This is a genomic window from Shinella sp. 838, from assembly GCF_029623935.1.
In the GTDB taxonomy this organism is placed as follows: Bacteria; Pseudomonadota; Alphaproteobacteria; order Rhizobiales; family Rhizobiaceae; genus Shinella.
Genome location: NZ_JARSBQ010000014.1, coordinates 47,401 through 64,271, shown reverse-complemented (window position 1 = coordinate 64,271; position 16,871 = coordinate 47,401). Strand labels below are relative to the sequence as shown.

Here is a 16,871-nt window from a genome sequence, read left to right as displayed (position 1 = left end):
TGCGCCACGGTCATCCTGACCCGGCCATCCACGCTTCAACCGCGACGGTAGATCCTCGGGCCTTGGCCCGAGGTTGGTGGCACAGGGCAAGCCGCTTCAGAGCGCGAATTGCCCCTCGGAGACGAACTCTTCCACCTTCTTGCGCCCGCTCGGTACCTCGCGTTTCATGAGGTCCTCCGGCAGTGTCTCCTTGGGCGCGATTTTGCCGATCGCCACTGCCGCCTCGACGCGAAAATTCTCGGGTACGCCGAGGACTTCTCTTGCCTTCTCGCGGTCGATACCCCCCATGCCATGGGAATGGTAGCCGGCGCGCGTCGCCTCGAGGGCGAGATAGGCCCAGGCGGCACCCGTGTCGAAGGCGTGCGTATAGGCCGGGCGCATTTCGCCGGCGGCGTTTGCCCGGTGGGTCTGCGAGATGATCACGGCGAGCACGGCAGCCTTGTCCGCCCAGCGGCGGTTGCCCTCGTCCAGCGTGTTGTAGATGCGCTCGAAAGCCTCGGTGCCGCGGTGGCCGTAGACGAAGCGCCAGGGCTGGCCGTTGGCCGCAGAGGGCGCCCAGCGCGCCGCCTCGAACAGCGACAGCAGCGTTTCCTGCGGCATCGCCTCGCCGGTAAAGGCGCGGGGCGACCAGCGGTCGAGATAGATGGGGTCGATGACGTGGTCCGCAGTGCGGCCGGTGGGATGGGTCATTGCAAGCCTCGAATGTCAGTTCTGCCGGCCGACCTTAGACCCGGCGGTGCGTCGCGCGAAGCGGTAAAATCGCGTCTCTGTCGCATTGTCGAACCGGTGGGGGAGGCAATATAACCCTTCCGACATGTGAGAAACGGCATCGCGAAATGGGAGATATCCGATGAGCCTCAAAGACCCGAGCTTGCTGCGTCAGGCAGCCCTCGTTGGCACCCGCTGGATCGAGGCGGAGGGCAGCGGCATTGCTGTGAAGAACCCGGCAACGGGCGAGCTGGTCGGCTATGTACCGAAGCTCGGCGCCAAGGAGACGAAGGAGGCGATCGACGCCGCGGCCGCCGCCCAGAAGGGCTGGGCCGCGCGCACTGCCAAGGAGCGCTCGGCCGTGCTGCGCAAGTGGTTCGAGCTGATGATCGAGAACAAGGACGATCTCGGCCGCATCCTGACGATGGAACAGGGCAAGCCGCTCGCCGAGGCGACCGGTGAAATCGTCTATGGTGCAAGCTTCGTCGAATGGTTCGCCGAAGAAGCCCGCCGCCTTTACGGCGATATCGTGCCCGGCCACCAGAAGGACAAGCGCATCCTCGTGATGAAGCAGCCGATCGGGGTCGTCGCGGCCATCACGCCGTGGAACTTCCCGAACGCCATGATCACCCGCAAGGCCGGTCCGGCGTTCGCCGCCGGCTGCGCCATGGTGCTGAAACCTGCTTCGCAGACCCCCTTCTCGGCCATCGCTATCGCCATCCTCGCCGAACGGGCCGGCCTTCCCGCGGGCCTCTTCTCGGTCATCACCGGCTCCGCCCGTGAGATCGGTGCGGAGCTGACGGCCAACCCGACCGTGCGCAAGCTCACCTTCACCGGTTCCACGGAAATCGGCGCCGAGCTTTACAAGCAGTGCGCCCCGACCATCAAGAAGCTCGGCCTGGAACTTGGCGGCAACGCTCCCTTCATCGTCTTCGATGACGCCGATCTCGATGCGGCCGTCGAAGGCGCGTTGATCGCGAAATTCCGCAACAATGGCCAGACTTGCGTCTGCGCCAACCGTATCTATGTGCAGGATGCCGTCTATGACGCCTTCTCCGAGAAGCTCGCCGCCGCGGTCGGCAAGCTGAAGACCGGCAACGGTTTCGACGACGGCGTCGTGCTCGGCCCGCTGATCGACCAGGCAGCGCTCGAAAAGGTCGAGGAGCATGTTTCCGATGCGGTGAAGAAGGGCGGCCGCGTGGTGCAGGGCGGCAAGCGCCATGCGCTCGGCGGCACATTCTACGAGGCGACCGTCATTGCCAATGTGACGCCCGACATGGCCGTCGCCCGCGAGGAGACCTTCGGCCCCGTCGCCCCGCTCTTCCGCTTTACGGACGAGGACGACGTCATCGCCCAGGCAAATGACACGGAGTTCGGCCTTGCCTCCTACTTCTACGCCAAGGAGCTGTCGCGTGTCTTCCGTGTCGCCGAGGCGCTGGAATATGGCATGGTCGGCGTCAATACCGGCCTGATCTCGACGGCGGAAGCGCCATTCGGCGGCGTCAAGCTTTCCGGCCTCGGCCGCGAGGGTTCGAGATACGGCATCGAGGAGTTCACCGAGATCAAGTATGTCTGCCTCGGCGGCATCGCCTAAGATCGGACAGTAGCAAGAATCCGGCCGGCATCGTCCGGCCGGTTTTGTTTTGAGAGGGAAAATCGTGGCAGCACCGAAAAACACCTTCAAGGCCGCACTCCGCGAAGGCCGGTTCCAGCTCGGCCTGTGGGCGGCGCTTGGCAGTGCCTATGCGGCGGAAATCCTGTCCGGCAGCGGTTATGACTGGCTGCTGATCGACGGCGAGCACGGGCCGAACGACATGCCGCTGATCAGCGCACAGGTCGGTGCGTTGCGCCACTCGCCGACCCACGCCATGGTCCGCCCGCCGATGGGCGAGGCGTGGATGTTGAAGCAGCTGCTCGACCAGGGCGCGCAGACCTTTCTCATTCCGATGGTCGAATCGGCAGCGGAGGCGGAGGCGCTGGTGCGCGCCGTGCGCTATCCGCCGCACGGCATTCGCGGTGTCGGTGCCGGTCTCGGCCGTGCAAGCGACTTCAACCGCACGGCGGACTATCTGAAGACCGCCAATGACGAGATCTGCCTCATCGTGCAGGTCGAAAGCCGGGCTGGCCTGGCCGCGATCGATGAAATCGCGGCGGTGGAGGGCGTCGACGGTGTCTTCATCGGCCCTTCGGACCTGGCCGCGGACATGGGGCTTCTCGGCAATCCCGGCGCGCCGGAGGTGCTTGCGGCGATCACCCATATCTTCGCGCGCACGAAGGCCCACGGCAAGGCGCGCGGCATCATGACCGTGTCGCTGCCGCAGGCAGCGGTCTACCGTGATCTCGGTGCGGATTTCATGGCGATCGGCACCGACGTCAATTGCCTTGTATCGGCTGTCGAGACCCTGCGCCGCAGCTTCCTTGGCGAAGAGGAAACGGAAAAGCGCGGCGGTGGCTACTGACCACCGGCAATTGCAGCCAGCCTTGGCATCGGCACACCCGGTGCCCAGGCTAGGAAATCGCCGATGCGGCGAACGCGCTTCTCCGCATGGTGGTTGGCGATGTCGCTGAGGCGGTGCTCGAGGAAGGGATTGTCGAAGCGCTCCAGGGTCGCTGCGACGTAGGCTTCCGCCTCCCGGCCGAGCCCCCTGTCGGCAAAGCCGGGTACCACCTCGTCGTGGTAGATCGACAGAAGCCTCTGCCGGACGTCGGCGTCGGCGTCGGCGAGAATGGCTTTGACTGTCTCCTCCTTCGGCCTTTTCTCCGCCAGCCAGATGTCCGCCAGCACCGTATGGCCGAGATTGAGGATGTGCAGCTTGAGCTTCTCGTAGGGTGTCAGGTCGTCGACAAGGCGGATGTCCGCATGTCTGCACGGCACCGTCAGGCCCGGCTGGGTCTCGATCGCCCAGAGCGCGTAGGGCTCCGCGATGGCCCCGGCCGGTTCCAGCGGTTCGGAAACGATGCGGTCGACCAGCGTATTGCCCCAGATCACGCTTTCGGACAGCCAGTTGCGAAAATCGGACTCCGGGTAACGAACGCCTTGCAGGTCAAGGATAAGCCGCTTCAGCACATCGCCGTTCCGCGAAACGAGCTCGCAGGGCAGAAGGGTCAGTTCGCGCCGGTTCGCCGCGAAACGGCCGTGGAGAAGCGCCAGCAGCTTGCCGGGAAAGGAAGCCGGGACAGGACCGGCGAGATCGTCTGGCCCTACCGTGTAACCGGTGTCCCCGGTATTGGAGAGCACGACCTCGGCCTCGTCGCAAAAGATCTTCCTTACCGTCTCCCAGTCGTTCGCCGCCGAAAGCGTGCGCGCGACGCTGGTGATCCGCTGCTCGCGGTTGACCTCGTGCCCGTCCTTCCGCCCGCGGATGATCACCGGATAGCCGCCTGGCGCTGCGAGTGCGGCAAGGCGTCCCGCCCGTTCCGGGGCGCCCGTGGTCTGGATGACCGTGATGCGGCCGAGGGCCTCGCCCCTTTTCAGCGCCTCGTCGATGAAAAGGTCCGCATGCGCCTGCAGGAAGCGGCTGGTTCCGAATTGCAGGATGGGTGTGCCCATGCCGTCCTCGTCAGTTGATCGATTGCAAAAGTGTTTCGCGCGCGGATTTCAGGTGCTGCCGGCAGGCCAGCTCGATCTCGATCGGATCGCGTGAACGCAGCGCCGCGATATAGGCAAGGTGTTCTTCCAGCGCCCTTGCATTGCGTTCGCGGGCATTCGTCTTGTTCCACTGGTAGTGATAGTGGAAGACGATCGCGATGACGTCGTAGAAATCGACGATGAAGCGGTTCTTCGAGGCCCGGTGCACGAGGAGGTGGAAGCGCTCGTCGAGTTCGGAGAAATCGAGGTAGCGGTTTTCGATATCGGCCAGGATGGCATGGTGCATCGCCTCGATCGCATCGAGTTCCTGCCAGGCTGGATGATCCTCCGGAAGGCGGGCGAAGGCGTTGGCCGAGCGCAGCTCGAACATCTCGCGCACTTCCGTCAATTCGAGCGCGAAGTCCCGTGTGAAGCCCTTCAGCACCCAATGGCTGTTCGGCCGCTTCTCGATCAGGCCGAACCGGCTGAAGCGGATAAGGAATTCGCGTACGCTCGTCGTGCCGATTCCGATCTCGCGGGCAAGTTCCAGTTCGTTGATCTGCATGCCCGGCTCGGCACCGCCGGCGAGAATGCGGCGCATGAAGCTGCGCTCGATGATCTCGGAAAGCGAATCCGTTTCCTCGGTCGGAAAATAATCTCCGGCGACCGGCTTGCGCAGCACGATCTTGCGCCGCTTCTCCCAGGTCAGCAGACCGGCCTCCTCCAGCCGGGTGAGGATCGCGCGGACGGTCGTGCGGCTGACGCCGAGCGTGGCGCCGAGTTCCGGCTCCGAGGGCAGGTTTGGCGTCTGCTCCAGGAGTTTCAGGCAGCGATTGAAGGCATCTTTGAAGACGGTGTTCTGTTTGGCCATGGGTGCCGCCGGTTCTGTGGTCTGCTGTTGCGTCCCTTACTGACTGCCCGGGCGAAAGGCCAGACGCCGGCCGCTTGGCATGCCGGTGCCGTCATCCTCCCGTTTCCTCCTTCTTGCATATTACCCATTGACGGCAATCTGTCTATTGTCGATAAAAGACAAATGACGGCGAGAGGACGCCGACGGGAGGTTCGATGAAAATGCGTACCATCGGCAGGACAGGCCTGGCTGTGACCGAATTCAGTTTCGGCACCGCAGCGCTTGGCGGTCTCTACCGGGCGTGCCCGCGCGATGCGGCGATCGAAACGCTGGAGGCGGCCTGGGACGAGGGGCTGCGTTACTTCGATACTGCGCCCTGGTACGGTTTCGGCCTTGCGGAGCGCCGCACCGGCGATTTCCTGCGCGACAAGCCGAGCGGCAGCTGGGTTCTGTCCAGCAAGGTCGGCCGCGTCATGATTCCCGTCGCCGACGACAAGGTGCCGAGTTACGGCTACGTCGATCCGCTGCCTTTCGACGTGCGCTACGACTACAGCTATGACGGCATCATGCGGTCCGTCGAACTCAGCCATGCCCGCCTCGGGCTGAACCGCATCGATATCCTCTATGTGCACGATATCGGCGTCTATACACACGGCGCCGAGCGCAACGCGTTCCATCTGCGCCAGCTGCTCGAGACGGGTCTGAAAGCCCTGGAGGAACTGAAGGCGTCAGGCGTGATCAAAGCCTATGGGCTTGGCGTCAACGAGGTGCCGGTCTGCCTCGATGTGCTTGCGAAGGCCGATCTCGACTGCATCCTGCTGGCCGGCCGCTACACGCTGCTCGACCGTTCGGCGGCCGCGGACCTGCTGCCGCTGTGCGAGAAGAAGGGCACGTCCCTGGTGGTGGGCGGCGTCTTCAATTCCGGAATTCTGGCGACGGGGCCGGTGGACGGCGCGCATTTCGACTACATGCCGGCAACGCCGGATATCGCGGCCAAGGTTGGTGCGATGATGGCGATCGCGCAGCAAGGCGGCGTGCCGCTCGCTGCGCCCGCGCTCCAGTTTCCGCTCAGTCATCCGGCCGTTGCCTCGGTGCTGATCGGCACGGCAAAACCGCAGAGCCTGCGACGCAACATGGCGCTTGCGCGCATGGATCTGCCGAAAGAGATTTACCCGGCTTTCGAGCCGCATATAGTGGTTGCGCCGGAACTCGGGGAAAACGCCGTCCGGCAATGATTTTGATCTGGGTTTCGATCTGGGAGGATCGCTAGGGCATGTTGAAAGGCATTCATCCGTTGCTCGGGCCGGATCTGCTGCACGCCATCCGGACCATGGGCCACGGCGACGACATCGTCATCGCCGACGCCAATTTCCCGTCGAGTTTCCTCGGCCCTAAGGTCATCCGGGCGGATGGGGTCGATGCCGTGTCGATCACGGAAGCCATTCTCGCGCATATGCCGCTCGATACCTTCGTGCCGGAGGCCGCCTGGCGCATGGAGGTGGTCGGCGATCCCGACGCGGTGCCGGAGGTCTGCGCGACCTTTCAGGATCTCGTCCATCGGCTGGCTGGTGATTTCAAGGTGCATGCGGTCGAGCGTTTCGCTTTCTACGAGATGGCGAAGAAGGCGGCCTATATCGTCGCCACGACGGAGTTCCGTCTCTATGGCAATATCATTCTGAAGAAGGGTGTCGTGCACCCGCACGAGATTTTTCAGGCCTAGCCGCCCGGCGGCCACCGTTTGGGAGGACGGATGGCATGGACTGGAGCATTGTCGAGAGCAGCATTCTGGTGAAACGTCCTTCGCTTGCCAGCAAAGGCAGACGGGTGTAGCCTGACTACAAAATGTTTTTTATCGATAAAAGATCGAGTTGTTCGCTTCCCGCGACACGATCCCAACAGGAACGGGAAGCATTTGAGAGGAGAAACCTGATGAGCATTGTAAGATCGCTTCTGTCTCGCCGCGCCTTCACGGCGCTCGCGGGTGCCGCAGTCCTCGCCACCATGAGCCCCGCCGCGTCCTTCGCGCAGGATGTCACCATCCCGATCATCGTCAAGGACACGACGTCCTTCTACTGGCAGATCGTGCTCGCCGGCGCGCGTGCGGCCGGCAAGGACCTCGGCGTCAACGTGCCGGAACTCGGCGCGCAGTCGGAATCCGATATCAACGGGCAGATCAGCATCCTCGAAAATGCCGTGGCCGGCAGCCCGGCCGCCGTCGTCATCTCGCCGACGGAGTTCAAGGCGCTCGGCAAGCCGGTCGACGAGGCGGCCAAGGCGGTGCCGATCATCGGCATCGATTCGGGCGCCGATTCCAAGGCCTTCACCTCGTTCCTGACGACGGACAACGTCCAGGGTGGCCGCATCGCTGCAGACGGGCTTGCCGCGGCGATCAAGGCTGCCACCGGCAAGGAAGAAGGCGAGATCGCCATCATCACCAGCCTGCCGGGCGTCGGCTCGCTCGACCAGCGCCGCGAAGGCTTCCTCGACCAGATCAAGACAAAATATCCGGGTCTGACCGTGGTGGCGGACAAATATGCGGACGGCCAGGCCACGACCGGCCTCAACATGATGACCGACCTCATCACCGCGAACCCGAACCTCGTCGGCGTCTTCGCCTCCAACCTCATCATGGCGCAGGGCGTCGGTCAGGCGATCGCGGAAAACAAGCTCGGCGAGAAGATCAAGGTCATCGGCTTCGACAGCGATGAAAAGACTGTCGGTTTCCTCAAGGAAGGGGTGCTTGCCGGCCTCGTCGTGCAGGATCCCTACCGCATGGGCTATGACGGCGTGAAGACGGCGCTTGCCGTTTCCAAGGGCGAAAAGGTCGAAGCCTTCGTCGATACCGGCGCAAACCTCGTGACCAAGGAGAACATGGCCGATCCGAAGATCGACGCCCTGCTCAACCCGAAGATCTGATCGCTTGCCGCAAAGCATTTGACGATCTGCCCGCCCGGGCCGCAGGATCCGGGCGGGACGCTTTCCACGCAGTCAGGAGGAGACAGCGATGAGCAGCCTGGAAGAGCTCAGCCATCGGCATGAAGACGAGGCGAAGCTCGCCGAATCCGAAGCGGTGCCGCGCGGCGCACCCATCCTCGAATTGCGTGGACTGCAGAAGAAATACGGCCTCGTGGAAGCGCTGAAACCGGCGACGATCGCGTTTCTGGCCGGCGAGATCCACGCCATCGTCGGCGAAAACGGCGCCGGCAAGTCCACCCTCATCAAGCTCCTGACCGGCGTCATCCGCCGCACGGCGGGTGACGTCTTCTGGTGTGGCAAGCCCGTGCAGCTGGCGACCCCGAACGAGGCGATCTCCCGTGGCATCAATGCCGTGCACCAGGAGGTCGTGCTCTGCCCGCATCTTTCGGTGGCGGCCAACATGTTTCTCGGCGACGAGATGAACCGCTACGGCCTGATGCGCAAGGCGGCCATGGAGCGTGCGGCTCAGGCGGTGCTCGACGATCTCGGCTTCCAGCTTCCCGCCGGCGCGCTCCTCGGCAGCCTCACCATCGGCCAGCAGCAGCTGGTCGCCACCGCCAAGGCGGCCATGCGCGGCATCCGCTTCCTCATCTTCGACGAACCGACCGCCTATCTGACGCGCCAGGAATCCGCCCAGCTCTTCCGTCTCATTCGCCGGCTACGCGACCAGGGCGTGACGATCGTCTATATCAGCCACCGCATGGAGGAGGTCTTCGAGCTGGCCGACCGCGTCTCGGTGCTGCGCGACGGCACCCATGTCGGCACGCGCCTGATCGGCGAGACCAATGAGAACGAGCTGATCGCGCTGATGATCAACCGTTCGATCGAACAGATCTACCACAAGGAAAAGGTGCCGGCCGGCAAGGTCATCGTCGAGACGCGTGGCCTGTCCGGTCCGGGTTTCAGCGATGTGTCGCTTTCCGTGCGCGCCGGCGAGATCGTCGGCCTCTACGGCCTCATCGGTGCCGGCCGCAGCGAGTTTGCCCTCGGCCTCTATGGTCGCCAGCCGGTCTCGGCCGGCGAGATCTTCTGGGATGGCGCGAAGGTCGATATCCGCAACGAGCGCCAGGCGATGGACCTTGGCATCGCGCTTGCCCCGGAAAGCCGGCGCGACCAGGGCCTCTGCCTCAACCTGCCGATCGGCCTCAACATCAACCTGCCGGTCTTCAGGACGCTGAGCTCGGGCCTGACGATCCGCCGCGGCGACGAGGCCGCGAATGCCGACCGCCAGATCCGCGATTTGCGTATCAAGACGCCGTCGCGCCACGTGCTCGCTTCCGCCATGTCCGGCGGCAACCAGCAGAAGATCGTCATCGGCAAGTGGTTGAGCCACGGTGCGCGGCTGTTCATCTTCGACGAGCCGACCGTCGGCGTCGATGTCGGCACCAAGGCGGAAATCTACCGCCTGTTCGGCGAACTCCTGAAGCAGGGCGCCGGCATTATCCTCATCTCGTCCTACTTGCCGGAAGTCTATGAACTTTCCGACCGGCTGCATGTCTTCAGGGGCGGCCGGCTGGTCGCCAGCCACGACCACCGGGCGGCCACCCATGAGGACGTCCTGACCCAGGCCATCGGCATCTGAATCGCCGCGCGAAAAAAGGGAGAAGAACATGAGCGTGGAAACGACGACGGAAAGCGCACCGGCCCCCAGGAAGGGCACGAACATCCTGCTCGGCCTCACCCTTCTCGGGCTGCTGCTGTTCCTCTGGCTGCTGCTCGGTCTTTCGACCAATGCCTTCTGGACACCGAACAACATCAGCAACCTGCTGCGCCAGGGGGCGATGACGGCAATCCTGGCGGTCGGCCAGACCTTCGTCATCATCACCGCCGGTATCGACCTCTCGGTCGGGGCCATCGTCGGCTTCACCAGCGTCATCGTCGCCTGGCTGCTGCAGGCCGGCGTGCCGCTCTGGCTGTCGATCATCCTGACGTTGCTGATCGGCGTCGCCATTGGCGCCTTCCACGGCTTCGGCATCGTGCGCATGGGCCTGCCGCCCTTCATCATCACGCTGGCGACGCTGACCTCGCTGCGCGGCATCGGCCTGCTCATCACCAACGGCTCGACGATCTCGATCAGCCACGAGGGTTTCACGAATTTCTCCCGCGCCGATTTCCTCGGCGTGCCGAGCCTGTTCTGGATGGTCATCCTGGTGGCCATCCCCGCCTTCGTCTTCCTGCATCTCTCGCGCTGGGGCCGCTATCTCTTCGCGGTCGGCTCGAACAGCGAGGCGGCGCGCCTTTCCGGCGTCAATGTCAACCGCACCATCTACCTCGCCTATATCCTGTCGGCGACCTGCGCCGCCTTTGTCGGCCTGCTGCTTGCCTCGCGCATCGGCATCGGCAATGCCACGCAGGCGGAAGGCTGGGAGCTGCAGGCGATCGCCTCGTCGGTGATCGGCGGAACCAGCCTCTTCGGCGCGGTCGGCTCGGTGCACGGGCCGCTGCTCGGCGCCTTCATCCTCGCAACCATCAACAACGGCGCGAACCTCCTCAACATCAACTCCTTCTGGCAGCGCATCATCACGGGGCTCCTCATCATCGTCATCGTCTATTTCGACCAGCTGCGACGTCGCGGAAGCCGTTGAGATGAAAGCCGTCGTCTGTGTGGAACCCGGTCGCCTCGAAGCGGTCGAGCGTGAGAGCCCCGCCGACCTGCCGGAGGGCTGGGTGCGCGTCGCCGTCAGCCATGTCGGCATTTGCGGTACCGATTATCATATCTTCGAGGGCAAACACCCGTTCCTCGACTATCCCCGGGTGATGGGCCACGAGGTCTCGGCCACCGTCCTCGATCCGGGCACGAGCCAGCTTGTTGCCGGTGCATCCGTCGTCGTGAATCCCTACCTTTCCTGCGGCACCTGCGTGGCTTGCCGGCAGGGCAAACCGAACTGCTGCACGGCGATCCGCGTGCTCGGCGTGCATACCGACGGCGCCTTCTGCGAGGAGATCCTGCTGCCGGCGGACAACCTCTATCCGGCCGACGGCCTCTCGCTGGAGGCGGCGGCCACCGTTGAGTTCCTGGCGATCGGTGCCCATGCGGTGCGCCGGTCCCTGGCGCCCGCCGGTTCGCGCGCCCTTGTCATCGGCGCCGGCCCGATCGGGCTCGGTACGGCGCTCTTCTCGCGTATTGCCGGTCATGACGTCACCTTGATGGATACTTCGACCGAGCGGCTTGCCATGGCGGCGGAGCGTTTTGGCCTGGTGAAGGGCATCCTTGCCGGCTCCGATGCGGCGGCCGCGGTGCTCGCGGCCACAGGCGGTGAAGGCTTCGATGCGGTCTTCGATGCGACGGGTTATGCGAAATCCATGGAGGCTGCCTTCCACCATGTCGCCCATGGCGGTGCGCTCGTGCTGGTTTCCGTGGTGAAGGAAGAGATCCGTTTTTCCGACCCGGAGTTTCACAAGCGCGAAATGATGCTGATCAGCAGCCGCAATGCCACACGTGTCGATTTCGAGCATGTGATGGAGAACATCCGCGCCGGCCGCGTGCCGGTCGAGGCGCTGGTGACCCATCGCACCACGCTTGCGCATGTCCCGGTCGACCTTTCTCGCTGGGCGACCGAAAAATCGGGCCTGATCAAGGCCATCGTGCGCGTGGCGGGCTGAAAAAGGCCGGCGGAACGTCGAAAACGCGATGAAAAGCCTGAAATCCGTTCATGCCCGCGAAAGGTTCACAGGTTTAGGATGTCCGTGCGGCGTGTTGCCACGCAGCGAAAACATGTTAGTCTTTTCGCATCTGCGGAAACCGGGGTGACACGGTGCAGAGGGCGCTCAGCCCCGCACCCAGAATGGGGTATCGCGTCCGATGTATTATCAGCTCTACGAACTCAACCATGCGGTGATGGCGCCCTGGCGCGCTGTGGCGGACCAGATGCGCATCGCCTTCCGCAACCCGCTCAATCCGGTTTCCCATACCTATTTCGGCCGCACCATGGCTGCCGGCTTCGAGGTTCTCGAGCGCACCACCCGGCGCTACGGCAAGCCTGAATTCGATCTTCCCACCACGCTCATCGACGGCCAGAGCGTTTCCGTGCACGAAAAGATCGTCTGGCAGCGCCCGTTCTGCAATCTCATCCATTTCGAGCGCTGTTTGCCGGCCGGTCATCGCAAGGACCCGAAGGTCCTGATCGTCGCGCCGATGTCGGGCCACTATGCGACGCTGCTGCGCGGTACGGTCGAGGCGCTGCTGCCGCATGCGGAGGTCCACATCACCGACTGGGTGGATGCGCGCATGGTGCCGCTGTCGGACGGCGGTTTCGATCTCGACGACTATATCGACTACGTCATCCAGATGCTGCATGCGCTGGGGCCGGATACCCATGTCGTTGCCGTCTGCCAGCCGGCAGTGCCGGTGCTGGCGGCCGTTGCGGTCATGGAAGCCGACAACGACCCGCTGTCGCCCTCCACCATGACGCTGATGGGCGGGCCGATCGACACGCGCATCAACCCGACCGCCGTCAACAAGCTGGCGGAAGAAAAGCCGATCGAATGGTTCCGCGACAATGTCATCATGCCCGTTCCGTGGCCGCAGCCCGGCTTCATGCGCATGGTCTATCCGGGCTTCCTGCAATTGTCGGGCTTCATGTCGATGAACCTCGACCGCCATGTCATCGCCCACAAGGAATTCTTCGCCCACCTCGTGAAGAACGACGGCGACGCGGCGGAAAAGCATCGTGACTTCTACGACGAATATCTTGCCGTCATGGATCTCACCGCCGAATTCTACCTCCAGACGGTCGAGACTGTGTTCATGAAACACGCGCTGCCGAAGGGTGAGATGATGCACCGCGGGCGTCCTGTCGACACGACGGCAATCCGCAAGGTGGCGCTGCTCACCGTCGAGGGCGAGAACGACGATATCTCGGGCGTCGGCCAGACGAAGGCGGCGCAGACGATCTGCACCAACATTCCCGATGACATGCGCATGCACTACATGCAGCCGGATGTCGGCCACTACGGCGTCTTCAACGGTTCGCGTTTCCGCCGGGAGATTGCTCCGCGCATCCTCTCCTTCATTGCCGAACATGCCCGCAGCGCAAAGGTGAAGCCGGCCGTGCCGCGCGTCATCAAGGGCGGCAAGGCCAGCGGCGGCGCCTGATTTTTCAGTCCTCTTTCAGGCGCTTGCCCGAATTCACAGGGCATCGTCTTGAATGCGATGGGCGGTCTAACCACATCGGATTCACCGGAAACCGAGGTGGTTTCCGTCGATCGTGAGGAAGATTGCACATGAACCAGTCAGCGCTCATTCGTCCGGACTGGACGCCTGCGACCATCGCCCTGATGGTGCTCGGCTTCGTGGTGTTCTGGCCGCTCGGCCTTGCCATGCTCGCCTACATCATCTTCGGCGACCGTCTGAAATCCTTCAAGAAAGACGCCAACGACACCGTCGATGGCATGTTCGCCTCCTGCCGGGGCAAGTTCGGCCGTCGCGGTGGTTCCGCTTTCCGTAGCGCTACCGGCAATGTCGCCTTCGACGACTGGCGCGATGCCGAGCTCTCCCGCCTCGACGAGGAACGCCGCAAGCTCGACGAGATGCGTGAAGAATTCGACTCCTATGTCCGCGAGCTTCGCCGGGCAAAGGATCAGGAAGAATTCGACCGCTTCATGCGCGAGCGCCGCGCCAACGGCCAGGGCGACGTTCCGGGCTTTCCGGCGACCTGACCTCGTCTGAGCGGATGAGATGAAGACCGGCGCCTCGAGCGCCGGTTTTTCGTCGGGGCATTCCAGTTTCAGCCGAATCGGCTATGAAAGGCAGTATGTTCTCCTCGCTTCGCAAGCCCAGAAAGGCCCTGAAGACGCCGCCTCCACCGGAGCGGCGGGAAATGGACGTCAACGGCAAGCGCCTGCCGCTCACCATAAGGCGGGATTTTCGCGCGACACGGCTGACCCTGCGCATCGAGCCGGGCGGGCGGGCACTGCGCATGACGGTGCCGAGCGGCATTGCCGAGCGCGAGATCCGCGATTTCCTCGATCGGCACCAGGGCTGGCTGATGACGAAGCTCGCCAAGTTCCGTACGACGAACGAACTCATGGACGGCGGCTACGTGATGATCCGCGGCGTCTCCCACCGCATCGAGGCGACCGGCCGCCTGCGCGGCCTGACGGAGGCCCTGGTTGTCGATGATGAAGCGGTGCTGCGCGTCGGCGGCATGGAGGAGAGCATTCCCCGTCGTATCTGCGATTTCCTGAAGAAGGAGGCCCGGCTGGAGCTGGAACGGCTCGTCGCCGTGCATGCCGGCCGCATCGGCAAACGCGTGAAGTCGCTGACGCTGCGCGATACCCGCAGCCGCTGGGGCTCCTGCTCGGCGGATGGCGCACTCAGCTTCTCCTGGCGCATCGCCATGGCGCCGTCTGGCGTGATCGATTATCTCGCCGCCCACGAGGTGGCGCATCTTAGGGAAATGAACCACAGCCCGGCCTTCTGGGCGTTGTGCGAGCAGCTCTGCCCGAAGACCGAGGATGCCAAGCGCTGGCTGAAGCGCAATGGCAGCCTGCTGCATGCGGTTGATTTCGGCTGAAGCGGTTTTGACCGGAAGGACTGGTCAGCGGCCGCGATCGGCCAGCGCCTCGCGGATTTTCCTGTCCGTATTGTACTGCCCCAGCGCATAGACCGCCCAGATGGCCGCCGGCAGCCAGCCGATCAGCGTGATCTGCAGGATGAGGCAGATGATGCCGGCAATCGGCCGCCCGATGGTGAAAAACACGAGGAAGGGCAGCAGGATGGCAATGATGAGCCGCATGGGGATCTCCAAACTAGGGTCCCCCTCCATATGGGCCCGTTCGAAGCCTGCGCAAGGGCGGCGTTTCCCGAGGGTCGGATGCCGTCTTTCGGCTCGACTCTTCGGGTGATTCATGCGACTCCCTGCGCCCATGAAACGTGAAACGTCACTCGACATCAAAATCTGCGGGCTGAAGACCGAAGAGGCCGTCGACAGGGCCGTTGCGCTCGGCGCCACCCATATCGGCTTCATCTTCTTTCCCAAGAGCCCGCGCAACATCGAGCCGTCCGACGCCGGTCGTCTTGCGGATCGGGTGCGCGGCCGGGTGAAGATCGTTGCCGTCACTGTCAATGCTGACAATGACGCCCTCGACGAGATCGTCGACCAGCTCTCGCCGGATATCCTTCAGCTGCACGGCAGCGAAAGCCCGGAGCGCGTCCTGAACGTCAAGGCCGTCTACGGCCTGCCTGTCATAAAGGCCTTTTCGGTGCGCGAGGCGGACGATCTGAAGAAGATCGATCCCTATATCGGCATTGCCGACCGGTTCCTCTTCGATGCGAAGCCGCCGGCGGGCTCGGAGCTTCCTGGCGGCAATGGCGTCTCCTTCGACTGGACGCTCATGCATTTGCTTGACGGAAGCGTCGATTACATGCTTTCCGGTGGGTTGAACAAGGATAACCTCGCCGAGGCCATAAGGCTGACCGGCGCGCCGGGCATCGACGCCAGTTCCGGGGTCGAGAGCGCCCCGGGCGTCAAGGATCTCGGCCTGATGGATGCATTTTTTGAAGCGGCACGGGAAGCGGAACGCGAAACCGTTGCAGGGAGAGGCAAGTGAACCAGTCACCCAACCTGAATTCGTACCGTGAAGGTCCGGACGAGGACGGCCGTTTCGGCATTTTCGGCGGTCGTTTCGTCGCCGAAACCCTGATGCCTCTGATCCTCGATCTTCAGGAAGAGTGGAACAAGGCCAAGACCGATCCGGCCTTCCAGGCGGAGCTGAAGGAGCTTGGTGCGCACTATATTGGCCGTCCGAGCCCGCTTTATTATGCCGAGCGCCTGACGCAGCATCTCGGCGGCGCAAAGATCTATTTCAAGCGCGAGGAGCTGAACCACACCGGCTCGCACAAGATCAACAACTGTATCGGCCAGATCCTTCTCGCCAAGCGCATGGGCAAGACGCGCATCATCGCGGAAACCGGTGCCGGCCAGCACGGCGTGGCCTCGGCGACGGTCGCCGCGCGTTTCGGCTTCCCCTGCGTCGTCTACATGGGCGCGACGGATGTCGAGCGCCAGGCGCCGAACGTCTTCCGCATGAAGCTGCTCGGTGCCGACGTGCGCCCGGTCACCGCCGGACACGGCACGCTGAAGGACGCCATGAACGAGGCGCTGCGTGATTGGGTCACCAATGTCGAGGACACCTATTACCTGATCGGCACCGCCGCCGGCCCGCATCCCTATCCGGAACTGGTACGCGACTTCCAGGCCGTGATCGGCACGGAAGCCCGCGAGCAGCTGTTGCAAGCCGAAGGCCGCCTGCCGGACATGGTCATCGCTGCCGTCGGCGGCGGTTCCAATGCGATCGGCATCTTCCACCCCTTCCTGGATGACAAGAACGTCCAGATCGTCGGCGTCGAAGCGGGTGGCAAGGGGCTTGACGGCGACGAACACTGTGCCTCGCTGACCGCCGGCTCGCCGGGCGTTCTGCACGGCAACCGCACCTATCTGCTGCAGGATGCCGACGGCCAGATCAAGGAAGGCCATTCGATTTCCGCCGGCCTCGACTACCCGGGCATCGGCCCGGAGCACGCCTGGCTCCACCAGATCGGCCGTGCCGAATATGTGCCGATCATGGACGACGAGGCGTTGGAAGCCTTCCAGCTCTTGACCAAGCTCGAAGGCATCATCCCGGCGCTGGAGCCGAGCCACGCCATTGCCGAAGTGATCAAGCGTGCGCCGAAAATGGGCAAGGACCAGATCATCCTGATGAACCTCTCCGGCCGTGGCGACAAGGACATCTTCACCGTCGGCAAGATCCTCGGTATGGAGCTCTAAG

At 63.8% G+C, this 16,871-nt stretch carries 17 protein-coding genes; 13 read left to right on the top strand and 4 right to left on the bottom strand.

Annotation, left to right across the window (positions count from 1 at the left end; genetic code table 11):
- Positions 1–96: 96 nt before the first annotated feature.
- Positions 97–690: a nitroreductase family protein gene (locus P9A16_RS29255; protein ID WP_023513521.1), complete on the bottom strand. Its 594-nt coding sequence runs from the start codon at positions 688–690 to the stop codon at positions 97–99.
- Positions 691–850: 160 nt separating this feature from the next.
- On the opposite strand from P9A16_RS29255, the gene gabD reads away from it, so the two are divergent.
- Positions 851–2,302 carry an NADP-dependent succinate-semialdehyde dehydrogenase gene (gene gabD, locus P9A16_RS29250; RefSeq protein WP_023513522.1) on the top strand — a complete coding sequence of 484 codons (1,452 nt, stop codon included), beginning with the start codon at positions 851–853 and terminating at the stop codon, positions 2,300–2,302.
- Positions 2,303–2,366: 64 nt separating this feature from the next.
- On the top strand, positions 2,367–3,167 hold the full coding sequence (locus P9A16_RS29245; protein ID WP_023513523.1) for an HpcH/HpaI aldolase family protein: 801 nt from the start codon (positions 2,367–2,369) through the stop codon (positions 3,165–3,167).
- Here the strand turns inward: P9A16_RS29245 and P9A16_RS29240 are convergent.
- A complete protein-coding gene (locus P9A16_RS29240) occupies positions 3,161–4,258 on the bottom strand; it encodes an altronate oxidoreductase UxaB (RefSeq protein ID WP_023513524.1) in 1,098 nt (365 codons plus the stop codon). The genes P9A16_RS29245 and P9A16_RS29240 overlap by 7 nt on opposite strands.
- Positions 4,259–4,268: 10 nt before the next feature.
- Entirely contained in the window at positions 4,269–5,147 is an 879-nt protein-coding gene (locus P9A16_RS29235) for a GntR family transcriptional regulator (protein WP_024271284.1), read from the bottom strand.
- A 194-nt stretch (positions 5,148–5,341) separates the two neighbouring features.
- On the opposite strand from P9A16_RS29235, the gene P9A16_RS29230 reads away from it, so the two are divergent.
- The 9 genes from P9A16_RS29230 to P9A16_RS29190 all read left to right on the top strand — a co-directional run bounded on the left by P9A16_RS29230 (position 5,342) and on the right by P9A16_RS29190 (position 14,617).
- Positions 5,342–6,361 (top strand): aldo/keto reductase, encoded by a 1,020-nt coding sequence (locus P9A16_RS29230; RefSeq protein WP_037408767.1) that lies wholly within the window; start codon positions 5,342–5,344, stop codon positions 6,359–6,361.
- Positions 6,362–6,399: 38 nt separating this feature from the next.
- Positions 6,400–6,846 carry an RbsD/FucU family protein gene (locus P9A16_RS29225; RefSeq protein WP_023517126.1) on the top strand — a complete coding sequence of 149 codons (447 nt, stop codon included), beginning with the start codon at positions 6,400–6,402 and terminating at the stop codon, positions 6,844–6,846.
- 209 nt (positions 6,847–7,055) lie between these two features.
- The gene (locus tag P9A16_RS29220) at positions 7,056–8,042 is read left to right on the top strand and encodes an ABC transporter substrate-binding protein (protein ID WP_023513416.1); all 987 of its coding nucleotides are present in this window, start codon (positions 7,056–7,058) and stop codon (positions 8,040–8,042) included.
- Between the two features lie 88 nt (positions 8,043–8,130).
- Positions 8,131–9,684 (top strand): sugar ABC transporter ATP-binding protein, encoded by a 1,554-nt coding sequence (locus tag P9A16_RS29215; protein ID WP_023513415.1) that lies wholly within the window; start codon positions 8,131–8,133, stop codon positions 9,682–9,684.
- A 28-nt stretch (positions 9,685–9,712) separates the two neighbouring features.
- A complete protein-coding gene (locus P9A16_RS29210; protein WP_023513414.1) occupies positions 9,713–10,687 on the top strand; it encodes an ABC transporter permease in 975 nt (324 codons plus the stop codon).
- 1 nt (position 10,688) lies between these two features.
- A complete protein-coding gene (locus tag P9A16_RS29205) occupies positions 10,689–11,705 on the top strand; it encodes a zinc-binding alcohol dehydrogenase family protein (RefSeq protein ID WP_023513413.1) in 1,017 nt (338 codons plus the stop codon).
- 199 nt (positions 11,706–11,904) lie between these two features.
- Complete coding sequence (phaZ, locus tag P9A16_RS29200; RefSeq protein ID WP_023513826.1) at positions 11,905–13,197, top strand: polyhydroxyalkanoate depolymerase; 1,293 nt, start codon at positions 11,905–11,907, stop codon at positions 13,195–13,197.
- Between the two features lie 128 nt (positions 13,198–13,325).
- On the top strand, positions 13,326–13,760 hold the full coding sequence (locus P9A16_RS29195) for a DUF2852 domain-containing protein (RefSeq protein ID WP_023513827.1): 435 nt from the start codon (positions 13,326–13,328) through the stop codon (positions 13,758–13,760).
- Between the two features lie 95 nt (positions 13,761–13,855).
- Entirely contained in the window at positions 13,856–14,617 is a 762-nt protein-coding gene (locus P9A16_RS29190; RefSeq protein ID WP_037408769.1) for a M48 family metallopeptidase, read from the top strand.
- Positions 14,618–14,641: 24 nt separating this feature from the next.
- Here the strand turns inward: P9A16_RS29190 and P9A16_RS29185 are convergent, their stop codons facing one another.
- Positions 14,642–14,839 carry a YqaE/Pmp3 family membrane protein gene (locus P9A16_RS29185; protein ID WP_023513829.1) on the bottom strand — a complete coding sequence of 66 codons (198 nt, stop codon included), beginning with the start codon at positions 14,837–14,839 and terminating at the stop codon, positions 14,642–14,644.
- Positions 14,840–14,969: 130 nt separating this feature from the next.
- Between P9A16_RS29185 and P9A16_RS29180 the strand changes: the two genes are divergently transcribed.
- Both P9A16_RS29180 and trpB read left to right on the top strand, forming a co-directional pair.
- Positions 14,970–15,653 (top strand): phosphoribosylanthranilate isomerase, encoded by a 684-nt coding sequence (locus tag P9A16_RS29180; RefSeq protein ID WP_023513830.1) that lies wholly within the window; start codon positions 14,970–14,972, stop codon positions 15,651–15,653.
- The gene (gene trpB, locus P9A16_RS29175) at positions 15,650–16,870 is read left to right on the top strand and encodes a tryptophan synthase subunit beta (RefSeq protein WP_023513831.1); all 1,221 of its coding nucleotides are present in this window, start codon (positions 15,650–15,652) and stop codon (positions 16,868–16,870) included. Before P9A16_RS29180 ends, trpB begins: the two co-directional genes overlap by 4 nt.
- Position 16,871 lies beyond the last annotated feature (1 nt).